At 60.5% G+C, this 19,184-nt stretch carries 22 protein-coding genes; 7 read left to right on the forward strand and 15 right to left on the reverse strand.

Translation table 11 applies throughout. The annotated features are described in order from the left end of the window. Both P3T22_RS00790 and P3T22_RS00795 read left to right on the forward strand, forming a co-directional pair. Entirely contained in the window at window positions 1–738 is a 738-nt protein-coding gene (locus P3T22_RS00790) for a phosphorylase (protein WP_429323940.1), read from the forward strand. A 90-nt stretch (window positions 739–828) separates the two neighbouring features. Continuing rightward, the gene (locus P3T22_RS00795; RefSeq protein ID WP_429323941.1) at window positions 829–984 is read left to right on the forward strand and encodes a hypothetical protein; all 156 of its coding nucleotides are present in this window, start codon (window positions 829–831) and stop codon (window positions 982–984) included. 94 nt (window positions 985–1,078) lie between these two features. On the opposite strand, the gene P3T22_RS00800 is transcribed toward P3T22_RS00795, so the two are convergent. From P3T22_RS00800 to P3T22_RS00840, 9 genes are all read right to left on the reverse strand, one after another. Continuing rightward, complete coding sequence (locus tag P3T22_RS00800) at window positions 1,079–1,345, reverse strand: hypothetical protein (RefSeq protein ID WP_429323942.1); 267 nt, start codon at window positions 1,343–1,345, stop codon at window positions 1,079–1,081. Between the two features lie 191 nt (window positions 1,346–1,536). Continuing rightward, window positions 1,537–1,800: a hypothetical protein gene (locus P3T22_RS00805; RefSeq protein WP_429323943.1), complete on the reverse strand. Its 264-nt coding sequence runs from the start codon at window positions 1,798–1,800 to the stop codon at window positions 1,537–1,539. Between the two features lie 679 nt (window positions 1,801–2,479). Then, the gene (locus P3T22_RS00810; RefSeq protein WP_429323944.1) at window positions 2,480–2,938 is read right to left on the reverse strand and encodes a hypothetical protein; all 459 of its coding nucleotides are present in this window, start codon (window positions 2,936–2,938) and stop codon (window positions 2,480–2,482) included. A 305-nt stretch (window positions 2,939–3,243) separates the two neighbouring features. Continuing rightward, window positions 3,244–3,489 (reverse strand): hypothetical protein, encoded by a 246-nt coding sequence (locus tag P3T22_RS00815; RefSeq protein ID WP_429323945.1) that lies wholly within the window; start codon window positions 3,487–3,489, stop codon window positions 3,244–3,246. Then, window positions 3,486–3,779 carry a hypothetical protein gene (locus tag P3T22_RS00820; RefSeq protein WP_429323946.1) on the reverse strand — a complete coding sequence of 98 codons (294 nt, stop codon included), beginning with the start codon at window positions 3,777–3,779 and terminating at the stop codon, window positions 3,486–3,488. Before P3T22_RS00820 ends, P3T22_RS00815 begins: the two co-directional genes overlap by 4 nt. A 202-nt stretch (window positions 3,780–3,981) precedes the next feature. Further along, a complete protein-coding gene (locus P3T22_RS00825) occupies window positions 3,982–4,266 on the reverse strand; it encodes a hypothetical protein (RefSeq protein WP_120306283.1) in 285 nt (94 codons plus the stop codon). Next, window positions 4,214–4,489 (reverse strand): hypothetical protein, encoded by a 276-nt coding sequence (locus P3T22_RS00830; RefSeq protein WP_429323947.1) that lies wholly within the window; start codon window positions 4,487–4,489, stop codon window positions 4,214–4,216. Before P3T22_RS00830 ends, P3T22_RS00825 begins: the two co-directional genes overlap by 53 nt. Before the next feature lie 78 nt (window positions 4,490–4,567). Next, window positions 4,568–4,831, reverse strand: a complete 264-nt coding sequence (locus tag P3T22_RS00835; RefSeq protein ID WP_429323948.1) for a hypothetical protein — start codon at window positions 4,829–4,831, stop codon at window positions 4,568–4,570. Further along, on the reverse strand, window positions 4,828–7,236 hold the full coding sequence (locus P3T22_RS00840; protein WP_429323949.1) for a DUF6531 domain-containing protein: 2,409 nt from the start codon (window positions 7,234–7,236) through the stop codon (window positions 4,828–4,830). The genes P3T22_RS00835 and P3T22_RS00840 overlap by 4 nt, the downstream gene beginning before the upstream one ends. A 272-nt stretch (window positions 7,237–7,508) precedes the next feature. On the opposite strand from P3T22_RS00840, the gene P3T22_RS00845 reads away from it, so the two are divergent. Further along, the gene (locus tag P3T22_RS00845) at window positions 7,509–7,763 is read left to right on the forward strand and encodes a hypothetical protein (protein WP_120306287.1); all 255 of its coding nucleotides are present in this window, start codon (window positions 7,509–7,511) and stop codon (window positions 7,761–7,763) included. A 596-nt stretch (window positions 7,764–8,359) separates the two neighbouring features. On the opposite strand, the gene P3T22_RS00850 is transcribed toward P3T22_RS00845, so the two are convergent. Both P3T22_RS00850 and P3T22_RS00855 read right to left on the reverse strand, forming a co-directional pair. Beyond that, window positions 8,360–9,352, reverse strand: a complete 993-nt coding sequence (locus P3T22_RS00850; protein ID WP_429323950.1) for an MlaA family lipoprotein — start codon at window positions 9,350–9,352, stop codon at window positions 8,360–8,362. A 2-nt stretch (window positions 9,353–9,354) separates the two neighbouring features. Then, window positions 9,355–11,970 carry an MMPL family transporter gene (locus tag P3T22_RS00855; RefSeq protein ID WP_063500564.1) on the reverse strand — a complete coding sequence of 872 codons (2,616 nt, stop codon included), beginning with the start codon at window positions 11,968–11,970 and terminating at the stop codon, window positions 9,355–9,357. Between the two features lie 212 nt (window positions 11,971–12,182). Between P3T22_RS00855 and P3T22_RS00860 the strand changes: the two genes are divergently transcribed. Then, window positions 12,183–12,788, forward strand: coding sequence for an MlaC/ttg2D family ABC transporter substrate-binding protein (locus P3T22_RS00860; protein ID WP_063500563.1), 606 nt, complete (start codon window positions 12,183–12,185; stop codon window positions 12,786–12,788). A gap of 108 nt (window positions 12,789–12,896) precedes the next feature. Here the strand turns inward: P3T22_RS00860 and hpnH are convergent, their stop codons facing one another. Together hpnH and ispH are read right to left on the reverse strand one after the other, a co-directional pair. Further along, window positions 12,897–14,057 carry an adenosyl-hopene transferase HpnH gene (hpnH, locus tag P3T22_RS00865; RefSeq protein ID WP_063500562.1) on the reverse strand — a complete coding sequence of 387 codons (1,161 nt, stop codon included), beginning with the start codon at window positions 14,055–14,057 and terminating at the stop codon, window positions 12,897–12,899. A 10-nt stretch (window positions 14,058–14,067) separates the two neighbouring features. Next, entirely contained in the window at window positions 14,068–15,012 is a 945-nt protein-coding gene (ispH, locus tag P3T22_RS00870; protein WP_063500561.1) for a 4-hydroxy-3-methylbut-2-enyl diphosphate reductase, read from the reverse strand. A gap of 257 nt (window positions 15,013–15,269) precedes the next feature. On the opposite strand from ispH, the gene P3T22_RS00875 reads away from it, so the two are divergent. Both P3T22_RS00875 and P3T22_RS00880 read left to right on the forward strand, forming a co-directional pair. Then, window positions 15,270–15,530, forward strand: a complete 261-nt coding sequence (locus P3T22_RS00875; protein ID WP_063500560.1) for a hypothetical protein — start codon at window positions 15,270–15,272, stop codon at window positions 15,528–15,530. Window positions 15,531–15,617: 87 nt separating this feature from the next. Next, window positions 15,618–16,790, forward strand: a complete 1,173-nt coding sequence (locus P3T22_RS00880; RefSeq protein ID WP_063500559.1) for a glycosyltransferase — start codon at window positions 15,618–15,620, stop codon at window positions 16,788–16,790. 135 nt (window positions 16,791–16,925) lie between these two features. Here the strand turns inward: P3T22_RS00880 and P3T22_RS00885 are convergent, their stop codons facing one another. After that, window positions 16,926–17,495 carry a hypothetical protein gene (locus tag P3T22_RS00885; RefSeq protein ID WP_063500558.1) on the reverse strand — a complete coding sequence of 190 codons (570 nt, stop codon included), beginning with the start codon at window positions 17,493–17,495 and terminating at the stop codon, window positions 16,926–16,928. Between the two features lie 186 nt (window positions 17,496–17,681). Next, window positions 17,682–18,692 (reverse strand): hopanoid-associated sugar epimerase, encoded by a 1,011-nt coding sequence (hpnA, locus tag P3T22_RS00890; protein ID WP_063500557.1) that lies wholly within the window; start codon window positions 18,690–18,692, stop codon window positions 17,682–17,684. 176 nt (window positions 18,693–18,868) lie between these two features. On the opposite strand from hpnA, the gene P3T22_RS00895 reads away from it, so the two are divergent. After that, a complete protein-coding gene (locus P3T22_RS00895; RefSeq protein WP_063500556.1) occupies window positions 18,869–19,162 on the forward strand; it encodes an acylphosphatase in 294 nt (97 codons plus the stop codon). Window positions 19,163–19,184: the final 22 nt, after the last annotated feature.

Below are 19,184 nucleotides of genomic sequence, written 5' to 3' on the forward strand. Positions count from 1 at the left end.
ATGGCGCTTTCGACAACACCGGCAGTCGACGCCGGCCGCAGCGTCTTGCCGGTGATCGTGGTGACGGGTATGGCGTTCGAAGCGCGTATCGCGCGCGGCAAGGGGGTTGAGGTGGTCTATGCCGCGCGCGCCGATCTGCTGGAGCGGGCGTTGAGCGAGGCAGTCGCGCGTGGCTGTTCGGGAATCGTCAGTTTCGGGACGGCGGGCGGGTTGGCGCCGGACCTGGAGCCGGGCGCGCTGATCGTTGCGGAGGCCGTCGAGGGGCCGTTTGGGTTTGGGCGGCTCGAGGCCGATCGGGCATGGGCTGACAGGCTCGCCGCGGCGTTGGCGGCGGGGCCGCTGGCGGCGCGTCTGCGGCGTGGGCTGATGGCTGCTGTGACCGCGCCTTTGGTTTCCGCTGACGACAAGCGTGTGCTGCATCGCTCGACGGGGGCTTTGGCTGTTGATATGGAATCGCATATTGCCGGTGCGACGGCCGCTGCGCATGGGTTGCCGTTTGCGGTGTGCCGCGCGGTTGTTGATCCGGCTTGGCGCACGTTGCCTTCCGCTGCGACTGCTGGCTTGCGGGACGATGGCACCACGGCGCTAGGGCCGATTTTGCGGGAGCTGCTGCGGCAGCCGTCGCAGCTCGGGGCGCTGATTCAGGTCGCCGTCGATGCGAGAGCGGCGCGGACCTCGCTGGTGCAGGCGCGGCATGCCATGGGGGAGGCGGGGGTTTTGCGGTTGGGGGTTGGCTGACGGCGGTTGCTCGCTGCCTGTGGCTAGTCGGCGAGCGGTGCCGGCGCTCTTCGGGCGGAATTCAGTGAGTATTGGAGTATTAGGGAAAACGTGGATCGCGCAGTCGCGGCGGAAGTAGCGTTTTCTCTCATTACAACCGACACGCAGTACCTTCTCGGCACCGATGTGCGGGCCGACATTCTGCGGCGCGGCAACGCCGAGCGAAAATCATCGACCGCGAAATGCGCCATCGCCCTCAAGCGGTGACCGCGCAGCACGGGTTACCACTAGCGACTTCACGCCGCAGCAACGAAGAAGGCACGATTTCTCGCGCCTTCTTCGCTTCAAGATGCTTGCCGCCTTACCAATCGTCACCGCTAGCTAAGATTTCTTCATGATAGGCCCGGGCCCGCTTCGATATTTCGTCCCATTGCTCGATGTTAAGGGACACCGGACTGTCTGTTTTATAGACAGTAAGAGCTAGACGGTTGTCTTTCTCAACAGCAAGCTCCATAAAGGGATTGAAGCGTCCAGGATCATAAGATTCGCCGTCCTCCAAGAGATAAACGGTAAGGTATGGATGTGCAGCGTTGATATCGCTGAATAACTCAAATGCAAGGTGGGTCATTTACTTTGTCCTCTGAATCCAATAATGTCACCGTTTGGCCGGAAAGTCGCCGACGGTCCATTCACTGGAGTGTAGGTTACCCAGCCATCCGGATACCTGCCCCCGGCACCATTAGTTCTTACTCCGTTTTCTACGGCGTTCTTGACAGCATTGGATGCCATTTCGTTTAGCTGCTCCGTGGTCCGATAAATCTATCGCATGTCCTCGGCCGATTTATAACCAAAATACTCTGGATGCTTCGTAGCGGCTCTGCCCGCTGCGGACATGGGTTGACCATTCGCAAACGGCTTATTCGCTGACGCCTGCAGTTCATCTTTAGTAACCTGCGTCGGCTTACAGAGATTGGCAATCCCATTTACGGCGCCGCGAAGTGTGCCAGCGATACCGATAATACCGAACGGGTCGTCGTTGTCCGACGACATCGCCCAACCCCAACTGAGCACGGGATTGAACATGCACTCGATACAGATCGGTATGAGCCCCGGCTCGGAAGATGCCCGAAGCAGTGAGCGAGCCCATCCAAGCGTGCCCGGTGGCGGCCCAACCGGATCGATACCGGCCTCGTAGTTATCGAGCCACTGGTCAATCTCAACCTGGGACCGCGCAAAACTGACGCAAGAAAGCCGATATGAAGAAAGGCCGCGAATCTTCGCGCCCTTTCTGTTGCCGCACCTCTAACTGTTCGGGCATTCGTCAGGTGGCTTCTTCCACGTGGCTCCTTTCATTCCATCGCGTCACGGCGTTCGATGAGCACGGCAATTAAGTGGTCGAGAGAAATTTTGTGCACAAGTATCCCGATTGGAATCGCAGCGAATTAGTTCAACCTGAGATAGTCGATCACGCTCTTGCGTGGAACTTGGCTGCGCGGTCAATATTAGTCATCGCCGCGTTCCAGCACGAATTCAAGAAATTTATGAGACTTGTCCATTATTTCCTGCCACTGTAACTTGGTGAGTCTGACAGTATCGTGCGTAGGGCACAATACGAACTCAAGTTCGTTGTTTGGTTGGATGAATATCTCCAGAAATTGGGTAAATTTCCCCACCCAATACGTTTGGTCGTCTTCGAGTAGAAATACGAATAAGTATGGACGGTCAACATTCATGTCCTCAATTCGTTCGAAAAAAAGTTTTGTCACGGTTTATTGCCTCTGAAGCCAATGAATGTGCCGTCTTGACGAAATGACACTGCAATGCCGTCAGACCGAGTATAGGTCACCCAGCCCTGCGAATTTCCCACTGTGCGCCCTTCGGTCCTTACGCCGTTTTCCAGCATATCTTTTACCTGCCTGGAAGCGAAGTCATTGAGCTGCTCGTTTGTTCGATAGATTTGCCGAACGTCTTCGGCCGTTTTAAATCCAAAGTAGTCTGGGTGCTTCGTCACGGCCCTGCCAGCCTTGCTCATCAACTGCCCAGCCGCGTGCGCTTCATTCGCCGCAGCCAGCAACTCATCAATCGTAACCTGCGTCGGCTTGCAGAGATTGGCGATTCCATTGACCGCGCCGCGAAGTGTGCCAGCGATACCGATAATACCGAACGGGTCGTCGTTGTCCGACGACATCGCCCAACCCCAACTGAGCGCGGGATTGAACATGCACTCGATGCAGATCGGTATGAGCCCAGCACGGACGATGCTCGAAGCAGTGAGCAGGCCCATCCAAGCGTGCCCGGTGGCGGTCCAACCGGATCGCTACCAGCCTCGTAGTTATCGAGCCACTGGTCAATCTCACCGCTGCTGATCGAAACGGGCGCGCCTCCGTTCGTTGCAACCGTGCCGCTACGGAGACCAGGTCACCATTAGCCGCACAGCGATAGTTCACGGTGAGAGCGCGAGCAGCACGGCCGTTTGCTGGCGCGATTGCTCGCGCCTTTCTCTACCGCTGAAATGCCGGACGCCTTTCAGTCATCAGGCTCCTGTTCAAGCATGGTTTTGCGTATGTCGATCAAAGCATCGATCAATTCATCCAAGGGTATTTTTCGCGCCATCTCTCCGTTCGACTCGGGGCCGCCCAGTTCAGCCACGAGATTTTGGATGCCACTTTCCTGGTTCACCCTCACAACTGGATATCTATCTAGCAATATTTCCAGAGTCAGCTTTTCATAATCGAGCATGGCCGAGGACCAAACTATTTCAAGCTCGTTCAAACCTCCGGGTCGTTGCTGGGTATTTCTTTCCATGTGGATTCCTTCATCGCATCACGACATTCGATCAATGTGTCAATCAGATGGTCTAGCGGAAGCTTATAGAGCATCCAGCCGGACGGCAGTGGGCCAAAAAGCTCTACTTCGAGATTTTCAATGCCTGCTTCCCGATTTATGACGACAATCGGGTTCGCGTCCAGCAGTACCTCAAGCGTCACGTAGTCGTAATCGTGGGGGCCGGATGACCAGGCCAACTCCACGGTCTCGACTACACGCACAATTGGTCTATCCATTTCCACCACCTCAGGTTCAATACATGCGCAAAACTTCCATCGTTTTCAAATCGAAGGCCCGTACCGTCCGGTCGCCGGAATTGAACCCCTCCGCCGCAGCAAAGAAGAAGCGCGATTGATTGAGCTTCTTCCGCTGTTGGCTGCTACTCTCCGCTATCGCGAGAACGAAGGCGGCCCCTCGGATCTCCTCGTTTCGAGTCCGCTATTGGTCGGAGTCGCTGTCTGGGATGCCCGTCCAGGGTGACTCCAGCATTCCCTTGCGACCATCTATCAGGGCATTGATAAGGCGATCTAATGATAATTTATAGACCATGGTGCCGTCCGGGGTCGGTCCGAATAACTCAACTTCAAGGTTGTCCAGTCCTTTCTCGCGATTGATGACGACAACTGGATTTCTGTCTAGCAATACTTCCAATGTCACAAAGTTGTATTCGTCAGGTGCCGATGACCAAACCGTCTCCACTCGTTCGACAAGCTGAGTTTTCATAGCGAATTCCTTGGGTTGAGTACGCCAACAAACTTACCATCCGCATCATCGTTCCTGTCGGCGTCGGGCCAAATAGTTCAACTTCAAGATTGTCCAGTCCTTTTTCTCGGTTGATCACGACCACCGGGTCCCTATCTAAAAGGATCTCTAACGTTACGTAGTCGTATTCCAGAGGGGCAGACGACCACGCGAGTTCGACGTTATTTACCATCTGCGTTTTCATCACGGCACCAGTTTTGGATTTAGACCACCGACAAACCTAAAGAAAAGGTGGGATTGCTCACGCTTTCGCTAATCGTCTTCAATCGGCGCCGCGGTTCAATGTTTCGTCTAGAAACGTTTCCGCAGTTTGCAATATCTCCTTCCACTGCTCATGGCTTAGGCAGACCGGGCTTGCGGACGGATAGAATGCGAAACACAGCTTGTTGTCATCGCTAATAGATATGTAAAGAAACTGACTAAATTTTCCAACCCAGTATGTTTCTTCATCTTCAAGAAGAAATACGAACAAATAGGGGCGGTCAACGTTGACGTCTTCAATCTGTTCAAACGCGAGCTTTGTCATCGCTTCGGACCTCTGAATCCAATAAAACCGCCATCAGTGCGCCAACTTGCGGCGACTCCGTCTGAACGGGTATATGTTACCCAACCCGCACTACCGGGCAGGCCTGCTCCTTCGGTTCTGACGCCGTTTTCCAGCATATCTTTTACCTGCCTGGAAGCGAAGTCATTGAGTTGCTCGCTTGTTCGATAGATTTGCCGAACGTCTTCGGCCGTTTTAAATCCAAAGTAGTCTGGGTGCTTCGTCACGGCCCTGCCAGCCTTGCTCATCAACTGCCCAGCCGCGTGCGCTTCATTCGCCGCAGCCAGCAGCTCATCAATCGTAACCTGCGTCGGCTTGCAGAGATTGGCGATTCCATTGACCGCGCCGCGAAGTGTGCCAGCGATACCGATAATACCGAACGGGTCGTCATTGTCTGACGACATCTGCCAACCCCAACTGAGCGCAGGATTGAACATGCACTCGATGCAGATCGGTATGAGCCCCGGCTCGGACGATGCCCGAAGCAGTGCGCGAGCCCATCCGAGGGTGCCCGGGGGCGGCCCAACCGGATCGATACCGGCCTCGTAGTTATCGAGCCACTGGTCAATCTCATCGCTGCCGATCGAAACGGGCGCGCCGCCGTTTGTTGCCACCGTGCCGCTGCGTGAGACCAGTTGACCGTCCGACGCATACCCATAGTCCACGGCAAGAACGCGTGCCACGCGGCCGTTGGACGGCGCGGCTGCCTCGTCGTATCTGAATCGCGTTATCCGGCCTCGCGGATCATAGGCAATATCGGCGTTGAAACCGTTGCTGGACTGCCTCGTCACGCGATGCGCCGCGTCCCGTCCGAAGTTCCCACGAAGCCACGGCGACCTGAGGTTCTGCGCAGTCTCCAGATTGCCGGTGGTGTCGTAGAAATAGACCCAGTCCTCGGTAAGCTGGTTGTTGACGTAGACGCGCGCGCCGGTCACGCGATTCAGTGCGTCGTAGCGGATGCCGGTGGTGCGCTGCTGCTCACCATCCCACGCAGCGTCGAAGGCGCTCGCGCCTGTCGGGTCGCTGGTCTTGCGTTCGCTGTAGCCGGTAATGTTGCCGCGATCGTCGTAGACGAACGTGCGCAGCTTGCCGGGCGACGCGATCATGTAAGGCCGGATACCTGTCGCGTCGGCATAGCGTGTCGACACGATCCGCGTGCCGGTGGCCGGGTTCTGCGTGGTCCAGCGGACAGGCCGGCCTGCATCGTCGTAGCTGTAGTCGGCAGTACCGCCGCTCGCTGTCGTCTCCCTGAGCACGTTGCCCGAGGTGGTCCACGTCGTGGAAGTTGTCGCCGATGCTGAACTGCTTGCGGTAGGCCGGAGCATGCCGCCTATCGACGAGAAGCCCAGCGTCGTTGTGCCCCGGCTGTCGGTAACAGCAGTCGAGCCACTGCTATAGGCGAACTGCACGTTGCGCGTCGTGTCCGGGTGACTGACCGCAGTGGCCTTGCCATCCGCGTTATAGGTCCACGTAGCGATGCGCGTACCGGTTTCGTCAATCTCACCTGTGAGCGCATTGGCGAACCGGTTGTCGTCATACACGTAGCGGCGGATGTTGCCATCGGGCCAGGTAACGGAAACGAGGTTATTGTTCGCGTCGTACGCATACTGGGTGATGCCACCTGTCGGATCGGTCAGCCTGTAGATGCGGCCCTTGCTGTCGTAATCGAGGCGGAGCGTCAGATCGAACTTCACCAGCGCATCGTCACCGTGCTGCGCAATCGTGTTGAGGCGTCCCGAACCGTCATAGTTCAGGGTTCGCGTGAAGCCATTTTTTGTGCGCTCCGAAAGCAGAACGCCTTTGGAGGAGTACGTTTCGGCGGTGCCGGCAAGCTGGTCGGTCAGAAGCCAGTCCGAGCCGTTCTGTGCCAACGTGAAGCCGGTGAATGCCGCCGTGCGCCAGTAGCCACCCGACCAGTTGAAGGTGACCGGTTCGCCGTTTTCGCGGAAGGCGACGACCTTCGAGGAACCGCCGTTGTTGGCGCTCGCGAGGTTCAGTTGACGCTGCCAGTTGTGGAACCAGACGGGGCCCATCGCATTGCCGGCAGCGCCGAGAGAAACTGAACGGTAGGTGCGGGAGAACACCATCGGCATGTCGTCGCCGCTGACGAAATCCGTGCTGCCGAGCGTGACTGCGCCGCTGCCCGGATAAACAGGATCGGCAACCGGGCAGGACTTTTCAGGCTGCGGATCGGTTTCGCCTGCGCACCACTTCTTGATGAGGTCGATGTCGTTCAGGCATGCATAGCCACCCGGCCCACCTGGAGAATTGCTCGCCGCGTCGAGGGCACACCATTTAGTGCCTGGTATCGCACCGGACTGCGCGTAGCGGCTGGTGCAGTCGGACGTATAGTCAGCTCTTGCGCCGAACGCGACCAGTAGCAGCATGAATGCCGCCAGTACACGGGCCAGGTTGCCTGCTGGCCCGCAAGACGGTTTGTTTATTCTCATACATCTCCCTTTTGTAATGCGTCGTTAGAAATGCGTAATAAACGACACTGCATCGGGGAGTTGGGAGTCAAAATGGGATAATTCTGAAAAACGCCGTCGCGCGACACATCTTCACAGACCGGCTGAAACTGGCAGCGTTAAAGCAGGACCGGCGCTAATCTGTGCGTCAACAACGCCCGCCGTGCGGGCATCCAGAGGAGGCGCAAACCATGAAAGGTACGATCTACAACGAAGGGGAACATCCGGTACGCGCCATCGTTGACGGAGACACCATCAACGATTTGCAGATTGAAGCGGACGCAACGGAAGAGCTCGATGCACTAGGCGGCATCATTGAACTGCATGGACTTGAGATGGGCGTAGATGGTGGTGAGACGGCCCGAAAACTCACAAGAAAACTGCGGTGGAACGGGCGCAGGAATGACCCATTCGCGGTGAGGCACGCAAATGAAAGACGTTTGTAGGGTGGCTCTCACTCGCTGGCGGACTTGTTCTTCAGGCGAAGACAGCCTTTCCAGTTTGTCCATACGGAACGTTTGACCAATGTCACTGTGATGCACCGCAAACCATAGGTTCACGTCATACTCGCGAGCCGGTTCGCGGTCGGTCATGGTGGTGATTGCACGCAGGCATGATCGGCACGCAGATTCATTTGTGTCAGGCTTCAACAAAAAAGTCACAACGCTCAAGCTGCTCAACCGGCCACGTGAGACAACCGGCGACAAGCTCACCCGCTCCGCTGCCCGAAGCAAGGAGCGGCCCCGGCGACTCTCAAATTGTTCGTTGCTCATCCGCTCGCTCCGGTTTGGTCACTGAAGCCCGACATGATCCGGCGCTCGCGTCCCTCATCGATCAGGCCAATACGGCGGCAGAACCTTGCAAAGCGTTTGGTGCGCTCGGCGAACTTCCCGCGTAGTGTTCGGGCGTCATTCTTCAGGCGGCGCTCCGCGTGCCGAAGGGTACTTCATAAAACCGCCAGGTTCGCTCAGACACGCTAGCCGTGGGCTTTTCGGGCTGCCCGGCACGCTTTGCGCGTGCCGGGGCGTCTGACTCAAATCCCTTATTGGGTCGCCGGGACTGCTTCCTGCGGTTTCTTGTCCGTCGGCGCGGTTTGCTGGAGCGGCGCCGGGGCCATTGCGCCCGACGCCGCTGCAGGCGCCGTCGCTGGGGCGCTCGGCATCTCGCCCGGATCGGAATAGTTCGGCGCACCCGCCGGGGCGCCTGTGGTGCCTCCCGATGCCGCGTTCGGGGCGTCCGCTGCGTCGCCCGGGTCCGTGTAATTCGGTACGCCCGCCGCCGCGCCCGAAGCACCCTTGGCGGGTGCGGCGGCGCCGGAGTCGTCCTGGTCCTCGTAGTTCGGGGGCGGCGCGGCGTTTTCGCCCGTGCCGCGCAGGCGCGCTTTACGCTGCTGTGTGTAGGCGTCGCGAACGAACGAATACTTGTCCAGCGCGGCCTGCTGCAGCAGGTTGGATGCGCCCAGCAGGTCGGAGCGCACGCTCACGAACTGCAGCACGTACAGCGGATTGCGTACCGCCGGCTCAATGTAGTTCAGCGGGTTGAACTTCACGTCCACGATCAGACCCATGCTGTCACGCACCGTGCTCGGACCAAACAGCGGCAAGACAACGTAGGGGCCCGACGGGACGCCCCAGTGGCCCAGCGTCAAACCGAAGTCCTGGTGGTGCTTCGGCAAGCCAGCCGGCGTCGCCCAGTCGAGCAGGCCGCCGAGCCCAAAGGTCGAGTTGAACGCGAAACGCACAAAGTCTTCAGTCGCGTCCGTGAACTTCAGCTGCAACAGGTTGTTGGCGACGTTGGTCAGGTCGCCCAGATTCGAGAAGAAGTTGCTCACCGCCGTGCGCAACGGCTGCGGTGTCACCTTCTGGTAACCCTTGGCGACCGGAACGGCAATGAAGCGGTCCACGCCGTCGTTGAAATTGAAAATCACGCGATTGGCCGGTTCGAACGGGTCGCCCGGTTTGCGGTCGGGGCCGGTCGCGCAACCGGAGATCAGACCGGTTGCGGTCAGCGCCAGCACGGTGGTTCGCATCTTCATACTTATATTCCTTTGTGCTTCGCGCGACGTGGGCGCGGCTTGCCCATAAGTACAGGTTGGAACACCACAGCGCCGATCAGCGTACAAAACAACGAGAGCGCCAGCAAGCGTCCCATACTCGACGTACCCGGATGGTGCGACAGCCAGAGGCTGCCGAACGCCGTTGCCGTGGTCGCTGCGCTGAACAACACAGCATGCGTGAGGCTCGACTGCAAAAGGCCAGTCTGCCCGTTGCGCCACGCCATGACAAAATAAATCTTGAATGCTACGCCGACGCCCAGCATCAGGGGCAGCGCAATGATGTTCGCGAAGTTCAGCGGCATGCCGAACACCACGCACAACTCCAACGTTACCAGTGCTGACACCAGTAGCGGAACCAGGGTGCGCAGCATGTCGCTGAGCCGCCGCAGCGCAATCCACAACAGCACGGCAATCGACAGCAACGCGTAGCCGGCCGCCTGCAGGAACGCCTTGATGATCGTATCCGCGGAATTCAGGATCGAAATCGGGCCGCCGATCGCGTCCGGCTCCGCTTTCTTCACCGAGTGGACGAAGCGGGCGAGCATTGCGTCGTCGTTTGGATCGGTGCCGGGTTTTACCTTCGGCGCGATGTCGACGAGCGCGCGGCCGTCCTTCGAGACCCAGCTTGTGGTGATCTCCTTGGGCAGGTTGTCGCGAGTAATCTCGGTTGGCTGCAGCAGATCCGCCAGTTGCTGCAGCGCGATGCGCAGCGGCTCGGACATCGCGGTTTCGGCGTGCTCGCGCGTGGCGGCGTCGGCGGCGGCCAGCTTTTGCAGCGTCGCGGACAGATGCCTGGCTTCGGCGGCGCCCGGGCCCGGGTGGTCGTCGGCGGCGAGCGAGAGCTGGTTCGACGCGCGCTTTAACGCGGCGACGCGCACCGCGTCCGTGGCTTGAGGCGCGGACTGTTGCTGCAGTGCGGGCAAGAGTTGCTGCGCGGCACTGGCGATCAGCATCAGCTTTTGCTGCTGCTCGTCCGGGATGAAGGTGTCCAGCGTGGTCACGCGGCCCACGTCCGGCAGCGTGCGCAGACGTGCGGCCTTCTGGTCCGCGTCGGCCAGCGTGGGCGCCAGCACACTTACATTGTTGACCGCAGCTTCCGGCGAATCCTTCAGCGACAGCAGCGTCGCCATCGATTCCGTGTGCGGGTCCTTCAGATGCAGCGGGTTGAAGTCGAAGTGCAAATGCGTGAGCAACGGCGAAGCGCCGATCACCACAATGAGCGTTCCGATCAGCACCGGCCTGCGGTGATGATCGAGGAAATCGTCGACGGGGGCCAGTTGCTTGAAGCCGGGCGAAACGGCTTCGACCGGCGGGTTGAAGACTTTCAGCAGCGCCGGCAGCAGCGTCATGTTGGTGAAGTACGCGACGAACATGCCGACGCCGGCGATCTCGCCCAATTCCGACACGCCGCGGTAAGCCGTCGGCAGGAACGAGAAGAAGCTCAGCGCGACCGCCACGGCAGCGAGCGTCAGCGGCACGCCGATGCTATGTGAGGTATGCATGAGGGCGGCGGAAAGACGGTTGTCGCGATTGCGCTCCTCACGATATTTGACACCGAACTGCACGCCGAAATCGACCCCGAGCCCGACGAACAGCACCATGAAGGCGACCGAAATCATGTTGAGCGCGCCGACCAGCAGCAGGCCGAGCGCCGCGGTGATCGCGAGCCCGACGAACAGCGTGATGAACACGGCGACGATCATGCGGCTCGAACGCAGTGCCAGCCACAGAATGACCAGCACGACGATGAAGGTGCCGATGCCGTTGAGCGCGGCGCCGTCCTGGACCGACGCGAATTCTTCGTCCGCGAGCGGCTGTTCGCCGGTCAGGCGGACCGTGGCGCCATAGCGCGTATCGAGGTGCAGCGAGGCGGCGGTGGCGCGGATCGCTTTCGACGCGCTCGCGCCCGGTTCCAGCGCGTCGTAGTTCACGACCGGCTGCACCGTGACGAAGGCGCGCGCCGGATCCGTGGCGGCGCCCTTATCGACCAGCGCGCGCCATGAGAAGGCCGCCGGTTGGCCGGCCAGCACGCGGTCGAACGTGGTTGCGCTTTGCGACAGCAAATGGCTCATGTCGGCCAGCTTCACCTGACCGAGCTGCAGCGGCAGCAAGAGGCTCGTGGTGAGCGTGCCGGCGAGGCCGGTCAGGCTCGGATCGTGCGCAAGGGCATTGACGAGCGGGCGCGACTGGACGAGCTGCGAGGTGGTCGAGAGGACCTCGTCGGTCGACGGGAACAACAGGCCATTGTGTTCAAAGAACGGGCCGCCGGCGGGCTGCGAGACCGCGATAAACTCCTTCGGATCGGCTTTGAGCGCGGCTGTCAGGGCATTGGCGGCGGCATCGGCAAACTCCGGTGCGCGGGCTTCGACCACCACCAGCACGGTTTGACCGCGATCCGGGAAGGCTGCGTCCATGGCATTTTCGAGCGACGACCATTGCTTGTTGGTCTCGACGAGACGGCCGATATCCGTGTTGATCTTGAAGTTATAGGCAACGTAGAAGCCGCTCAAAACGGCGAGCACGAGCGACACGGCGATGATCCGTGATGGATGGCGCACCGAATAGGCGACGAGGCGGACAATAGATGACTTCAGCATGTAGGCGGAGGTGGCCTTATCACGGATAGTGTTTTTGACGAAAGTGCACAAGTATACAGAGCCAGAGCGACTCGGTTCCACTTCGGTAGCAAGGCCGGCTCCCAGATGGCGTGGATGGGGCGGGAACGCAATATCGGTATACTGGTCTATCCTGCATTCGCTGTGGGCTCGTGAGCCTGCCAGCGCTTACTTCTTGGGGATTTGGCGAGCGTATGAAACGTTATCTGTCTGCTTTTCTGGCTGCGGCTGTGGTGTCCACTGCGGCCTATGCGCAAAGCGCGCCCGATGCGGTGGTGAAGAGTGCCGTCGAAGGCACGGTGGCCGCGATGAAGGCCGATCCACAGGCGCGCGGTGGCGATATGGCGAAGATTACCGAGCTGGTTCAAACGCGATTTGTGCCGGCTACCGATTTTCAGCGCACCACGCGGATCGCGGTCGGGAAGGCATGGGGCACTGCAACCCCTGAGCAGCAAAAGCAGTTATATGACCAGTTTACGCTGCTGCTGGTGCGCACTTATGCATCATCGCTTTCGCAGTTGCGGGATCAGGACGTGAAGTTCAAGTTTTTGCCTGTCAATGAGGCGGCCGGCGCCAAGGATCTGGTGGTGCAGTCGCACGTGATCAGCAACGGCGGTGACGATGCCATCGACTACCGGCTGACCAAGGGCGCCAACGGCTGGAAGATTTACGACATCAACATGATGGGCGCCTGGCTGATTCAGGTGTATCAGACGCAGTTTGCCGATCAGATTTCCAAGGGCGGCATTGACGGCCTGATCAAGTTCCTGACTGCGCATAACGCACGCAGCGCAGGCTGAAGTCAGCCAAAAAAGAAAAAGCGCGGTGGCAATCGGGCCACCGCGCTTTTTTGCGAAACATGCGCGTCAGTCATGGGGCGGACATAGCCGCCCCAATGCCAGAAGTTCTCAGTGTGCGGAAGCGGAAGCCGCCGTCTGCACCTTCTTACCCTTTCCAGCGCGCCCAATTTCTTCGAGCTTGATCTCGACGTGCCGCGAGAACACGTACTCAGCGGGACGCTGCTTGTCCAAAGCAATATCCTTGGTAAAGGCGCCGGAAGTCTTCGGGCCGCGCAAGCTGACCTTCAACGCCTTCAACGGGTGCGCCACCGTATCCATCACGGCAGTCGCTTCGAAACCGCAGTGCACCATGCAATCCGCGCACTTCTCATAGTTACCCGTGCCGTACTTTTCCCACTCCGTGGTTTCCATCAGTTCCTTGAAGGTCTTCACGTAGCCTTCGCCGACCAGGTAGCACGGCTTCTGCCAGCCGAACACCGTACGCGCCGGGTTGCCCCAAGGCGTGCACTCGTACGTCTGATTGCCGGCCAGGAAGTCGAGGAACATGCCCGACTGGCTGAACGACCAGTTCTTGCCGTTGTTGCCGCGCTTGAAAATCTCGCGGAACAGTTGCTTGGTCTTGTCGCGGTTCAGGAAGTGCTGCTGATCCGGCGCGCGTTCATACGCGTAACCCGGCGAGACGGTGATACCGTCCACGCCCATCGGGCCGAGCGTGTCGAAGAACGCGGCGACGCGTTCCGGCACGGCGTCGTTGAACAACGTGCAGTTGATGTTCACGCGGAAACCGCGGCGCTTCGCTTCCTTGATGGCGGCGACAGCCTTGTCGTACACGCCTTCCTGCGACACCGAGTGATCGTGCGCCTGTTGATCGCCGTCCAGGTGAACCGACCAGACGAAGTACGGATTCGGCTCGTAGTCGTCCATCTTCTTTTCCATCAGCAACGCATTCGTGCACAGGTACACGAACTTCTTGCGCGCGATGATGCCCTTCACGATCTGCGGCATTTCCTTGTGCAGGAGCGGCTCGCCGCCTGCAATCGAAACGACCGGTGCGCCGCATTCGTCGACTGCGCCAAGGCATTCTTCGAGCGACAGACGCTGATTCAGGATGGGATCCGGATAATCGATCTTGCCGCAGCCATTACAGGCAAGATTGCAGCGGAACAGCGGCTCCAGCATCAAGGCGAGCGGGTAGCGTTTGTTGCCAGAGAGATGCTGACGCATGATGTATGCGCCAACCCGGACTTTCTGTAGCAGCGGAATAGACAAGACGTCCTCCTTAAACTTCGCGTGCAGCGAGTGGTTGCATCAGTTTCGATGGCAACTTGAATTCGACTTTCTCTTCACGGCCCGCCATCGTCGTGACATCGACAGGCCCCAATGCGCGCAGCGCATCGATTACGTTCGTTACCATCTCTTCCGGCGCGGAAGCACCAGCCGTGATGCCGACGGTCTGCACGTTCGCAAACCACTCCGGCTTCACTTCCGAGCCATCGGCGACGAGATAACTCGCCACGCCGGTTTCGCTGCCGATCTCGCGCAGCCGGTTCGAGTTCGAACTGTTGGTTGCGCCCACCACCAGCAGCACCTCGACCTCTTTGCTCAGCTCACGCACCGCCGCCTGACGGTTTTGCGTGGCGTAGCAGATGTCGCGCGTGTCGGGACCGACGATGTCGGTGAAGCGGCGCAGCAAGGCGTCGATGATGCCACGCGTGTCGTCGACCGAAAGCGTGGTCTGCGTGACGTACGCAAGCGGCGTATCGAGCGGCAGGTCCAGATGCGCGACTTCGGCCTCGCTCTGCACCAGCAGCACCGTGCCGGGAATCTGGCCGATCGTGCCTTCCACTTCCGGATGGCCTGCGTGGCCGATCAGGATCAGGGTACGGCCCGCAGCCACATATTGGCGCCCCTGCACGTGAACTTTGGTCACGAGCGGGCAGGTCGCGTCGAGCACGTCGAGGCCGCGCTGTTCCGCGTCGCGCTCGACGGTCTGCGCGACACCATGTGCGCTGAAAATCGCCACGGCGCCATGCGGCACCTCATCGAGTTCTTCGACAAAGCGCGCGCCTTTCTGGCGCAAATTGTCTACCACGTGGCGATTGTGAACAATCTCGTGGCGGACATACACGGGCGCGCCGTGTTGCTGTAACGCGCGATCGACAATCTCGATGGCACGAACAACACCCGCACAAAAGCCGCGGGGCTGAGCAAGGATGACTCGCATAAATTGGCGAACTCCGACTGACGCGGGTCTCGAAGAAGTCGGTAATTATGACTTTATCGCCGCGACCATCTATTTAGTTGACGTCTTGAGCCCCGGCGATGAGGCCGGTACAGCAAAACCAAACGCGCATTCTAACGCTATCAGGCCGGCTTTGCTCTGCACGCCTGCCAAGGTGTTGGGCAGCCGCCGCACCGAGGGCTCGCCGTTCGGCACCGCATCCGTGGCGCAGGCGGCAATGCGCGGGTGGCAATGCGCGGATGGCAATGATTACACGCTGCACCGGTTTGGCGGAACCCTTAAACTACGTGGTCCTGCGGTGCACGTTTGCGACCGCATTACAGAAAGGTTTCAAGGCTCGCTGGATGGGCGTCGGATCAGAGCGGCGCGCGGCGCCGGTGCACCCACTCCTGTTCGGCAAGCTCGCCGGCGCGATTGCGCAGTATAAACTGCCGCTCGCGTTGCGTACTCCCGGGCGGCTGCGAATCGAGCTGTGCGGCGCCATCCGGCGGCTTGCTTGACTGGTGCGTCGTCGCGGCACGCACTGTGGTGATGCGTCTGTCGCGACGCGTCGGCGTCCACGCGGGTTCACTCGAGGGTAATGGTTAATGGCGGTGGTTCTGTTTCTTCTTTCGTGTCTTTCCCTGCTGATCTGGTGCGTGTTGTTGTTCGCGCGTGGCGGTTTCTGGCGGGCGCGTCCCGCCACGCCGCTCACGCTCGAACCGCGTGAAACCTGGCCTGCGGTTGCCGCCGTCGTGCCGGCACGCAATGAGGTCGATGTGATCGCGCAAGCAGTCACAACTCTGCTCGAGCAGGACTATCCGGGCGAGTTCCACGTCATTGTCGTCGACGACCACAGCACCGACGGCACCGCCGACGCCGCCCGCGCGGCCGCGTTGCAACTGCAATGCCCCGATCGCCTGACGGTCCTGAGCGCGAAGCCGCTGCCGCCGGGCTGGTCCGGCAAGGTGTGGGCGCAGTCGCAAGGTATCGAGGCGGTGCGCACGCTCGGCCTGCCGGCCGATTTCCTGCTGCTCACCGACGCGGACATCGGCCATCCCGCCGACGCCGTCGCACAACTCGTCGCCCGTGCGGATGCGGAAAAGCGCGACCTCGTCTCGCTGATGGTCCGTCTGCGCTGCGATTCGTTCTGGGAGAAGGCGCTGATCCCGGCCTTCGTGTTCTTCTTCGCGAAGCTGTACCCGTTTTCGTGGGTCAACAACCCGCGCAACCGCACGGCCGCAGCTGCGGGCGGCTGCATGCTGGTCCGGCGCAGCGCGCTCGAAGAAGCGGGCGGCATCGAGTCGATTCGCGCCGAACTGATCGACGATTGCAGCCTTGCTGCGCGGATCAAGCATCGCGGCACGGGGCGTCACCCGATCCGTCTGGATGTGGCGGCGCGCAGCGTGTCGCTGCGTCCTTACGACAGCTGGCGTGAGATCTGGAACATGATCGCGCGCACGGCCTTTACCCAGTTGCATTACTCGCCGCTGCTGCTGGCAGGCACGCTGTTGGGCATGACGATCATCTACCTGATGCCGCCGGTGGCTGCGCTGGTGCTCGGTCCGCAGGGCTGGCCGGCGTGGCTTGCCTGGGCGCTCATGTGCTGCGCTTATGCGCCGATGCTCGGCTATTACCGCCGCTCGCCGCTGTGGGCGCCGTTTCTGCCGCTGGTGGCTTTGTTCTATGTCGGCGCGACGTTCGCGTCGGCGGTGCGCTACTGGCGCGGCAAGGGCGGCCAATGGAAGGCGCGGGTGCAGGCGCCGGTGCAGGAGCGCTGAGACGCGCATTCAGAGATTTATCAGACGAAAAGAAAAGCGGCGCACTCTAAACTGAACCCCAAAAATTTGGACACCCGTCCACGCTTTTTGGGGTTCAGTTCATTCAGGCGCCGCTTTTTTAAATCGACCTTTATATCAGCCCTTGGTGAGCATCATGTACATCTGGATCACCATGTCGGGCGAGAACGTGAACGGCACCCAGCCGTGGCCGGTGTGGCGCATCACCAGCAGACGGTCGCCATTCGACTGTTTCTGCACGGCCATGACGGGGTTTTTCGTCGAGACGAAGCGCCAGCCCGGCGGGATGCCGGGCGGCGGTTCCGGCTTCATCGAGGCACGTGCGTTCGACAATTCCTCGATCAATTGCCCGATCTGCTCAGCACCCAGCGCGACCGTCTGACCGCCGATGGTCATCGTGATCTCGTTCTGCGCGGGGCGGTTGATTTCGAGCGTCGGCTGCAACTGGGCGGCCGGTTCTTCGCCAGGCGCCGGTGCCGGCTCCGCTGCCTCTACCGCGACCGCCGCTGCTTCAGGCGCAACGTCTTGCGCTTGCGATTCGGATGAGACGTGATTGGCCACCGGCGCTGCCTGCGCTGCGGCCTCTGCGGGTGTCTGGGGGATGTTTTCGGCCTGTGGGGCCACGACAGCCTGGATGAGCTGATCGACGCCCATTTCCAGCGCGCCGAGCTGTTCATGAAGATTCATGCGAGGTTTCTCTGGTAAGACCCACGATTTTAACTGCTGCGCGTAGGCTTTTACCTGTCGCAAACACAGTGACGTTGTAACAAAGTGCGTGCAGGCCACGCCGGAGCGTCCGGCGTGGCCTGCACGACCTGGGTGATGCGGCTTGCGCGGCCCGGCGCGGAGTATCGTGTCCGGGTTAGGACTTGATCAGGGCTTTAAATACCCGGCTTGCCTGAACCATTCGATCGCATCGCTCAAGCCTTCGCGATAAGGTCGCGCGCGATAGCCGAGCTCGCGTTCCGCTTTCGCCGACGTGAAGTACATTTTGTTCTTCGACATTTTCAAACCGTCGACGGTGAGGAACGGTTCGCGCTTCGTGATCTTGGCGACTGCTTCGGCGCCCGCGGCGAGCGGATAAAGCGGCCAGCGCGGCAAACTCAGCGTCGGCGCTTTGCGGCCGGTCAGCGCCGCGATATCCGCCAGCATTTGTTGCAGCGGCAGATTTTCGCCGCCGAGAATGTAGCGTTCGCCGATCTTGCCACGTTCGAGGGCGAGAAAATGGCCGGCGGCCACGTCATCCACATGCACGAGGTTCAGCCCCGTATCGACGAACGCGGGAATCTTGCCGAGCGCCGCCTCGACGATGATGCGACCGGTCGGCGTCGGCTTGACGTCGCGCGGACCGATCGGCGTGGACGGGTTGACGATTACGGCCGGCAGGCCGTCCTCGGCGATCATGCGCTCCACCGCGCGTTCGGCCAGCACCTTGCTGCGCTTGTACACGCCGATCGCCTGGTCGGCTTTGAGCGGCGAGGTCTCGTCCGCGGACTGACCGGAACTGGTGACTTTCAGCGTGGCCACGCTGCTCGTGTAGACGATGCGCTCGACCCCTTCCTTCAACGCCGCGCGCATGGTCGCCTCGGTGCCTTCGAGATTCGAGCGCTCGATTTCGCTCGGGTCTGGCGCCCACAGGCGATAGTCTGCCGCGACGTGCAGCAGATAGCGCACGCCGCGCAGCGCGTTGCGCATCGACGCTTCGTCGCGCATATCGCCGACGACGATTTCCGCATCCAGCGCCTCGACGTTTTTGCGTGGACTGGTAGCGCGCACCAGCACGCGCACCTTGAAACCCTTCTGCTGCGCGATGCGCGCCACCGACGAGCCCACGAAGCCGGATGCGCCGGTCACGAGCACGAGATCGCGATTCTGTTCGGTCATTCTCTTTCATTCCCTGCGTGACAGTCGACGGATTGTACGTGTCGCGCGGGCCGCGTGTCGCGCCGGGCGGCCTGGACGCGCAGGCGAACTGAGACATCGCCGAGCATTCTCGTCGCGACGCGACTAGAATGCCGGCTTGAAAGATTTGCGTTGCATGGGACACAGGAGAGGACGGCATGGCCCCGGATCTGGATCAGCGGATCGAAACGTATTACGTGCGGGTGCGCGGGACCGTACAGGGCGTGGGCTTTCGCCACGCCACTGTGCGGCAGGCCCACGCGCTCGGTATCAAGGGATGGGTGGCGAATCTCGACGACGGCTCCGTCGAAGCCATGTTGCAGGGCTCGGCCAACCAGGTCGACCGGATGCTGTCGTGGCTGCGGCACGGGCCGCCGGCGGCGCGCGTGACCGAAGTGACCGGCGAGGAGCGCGCGACCGAAAAGCGTTACGAGCGCTTCGAGCAGCACTGAGGCCACCGAGGCCACCGAGGCA

Origin of the sequence: Paraburkholderia sp. GAS348, assembly GCF_050434205.1 — a bacterium.
Classification (GTDB): domain Bacteria; phylum Pseudomonadota; class Gammaproteobacteria; order Burkholderiales; family Burkholderiaceae; genus Paraburkholderia.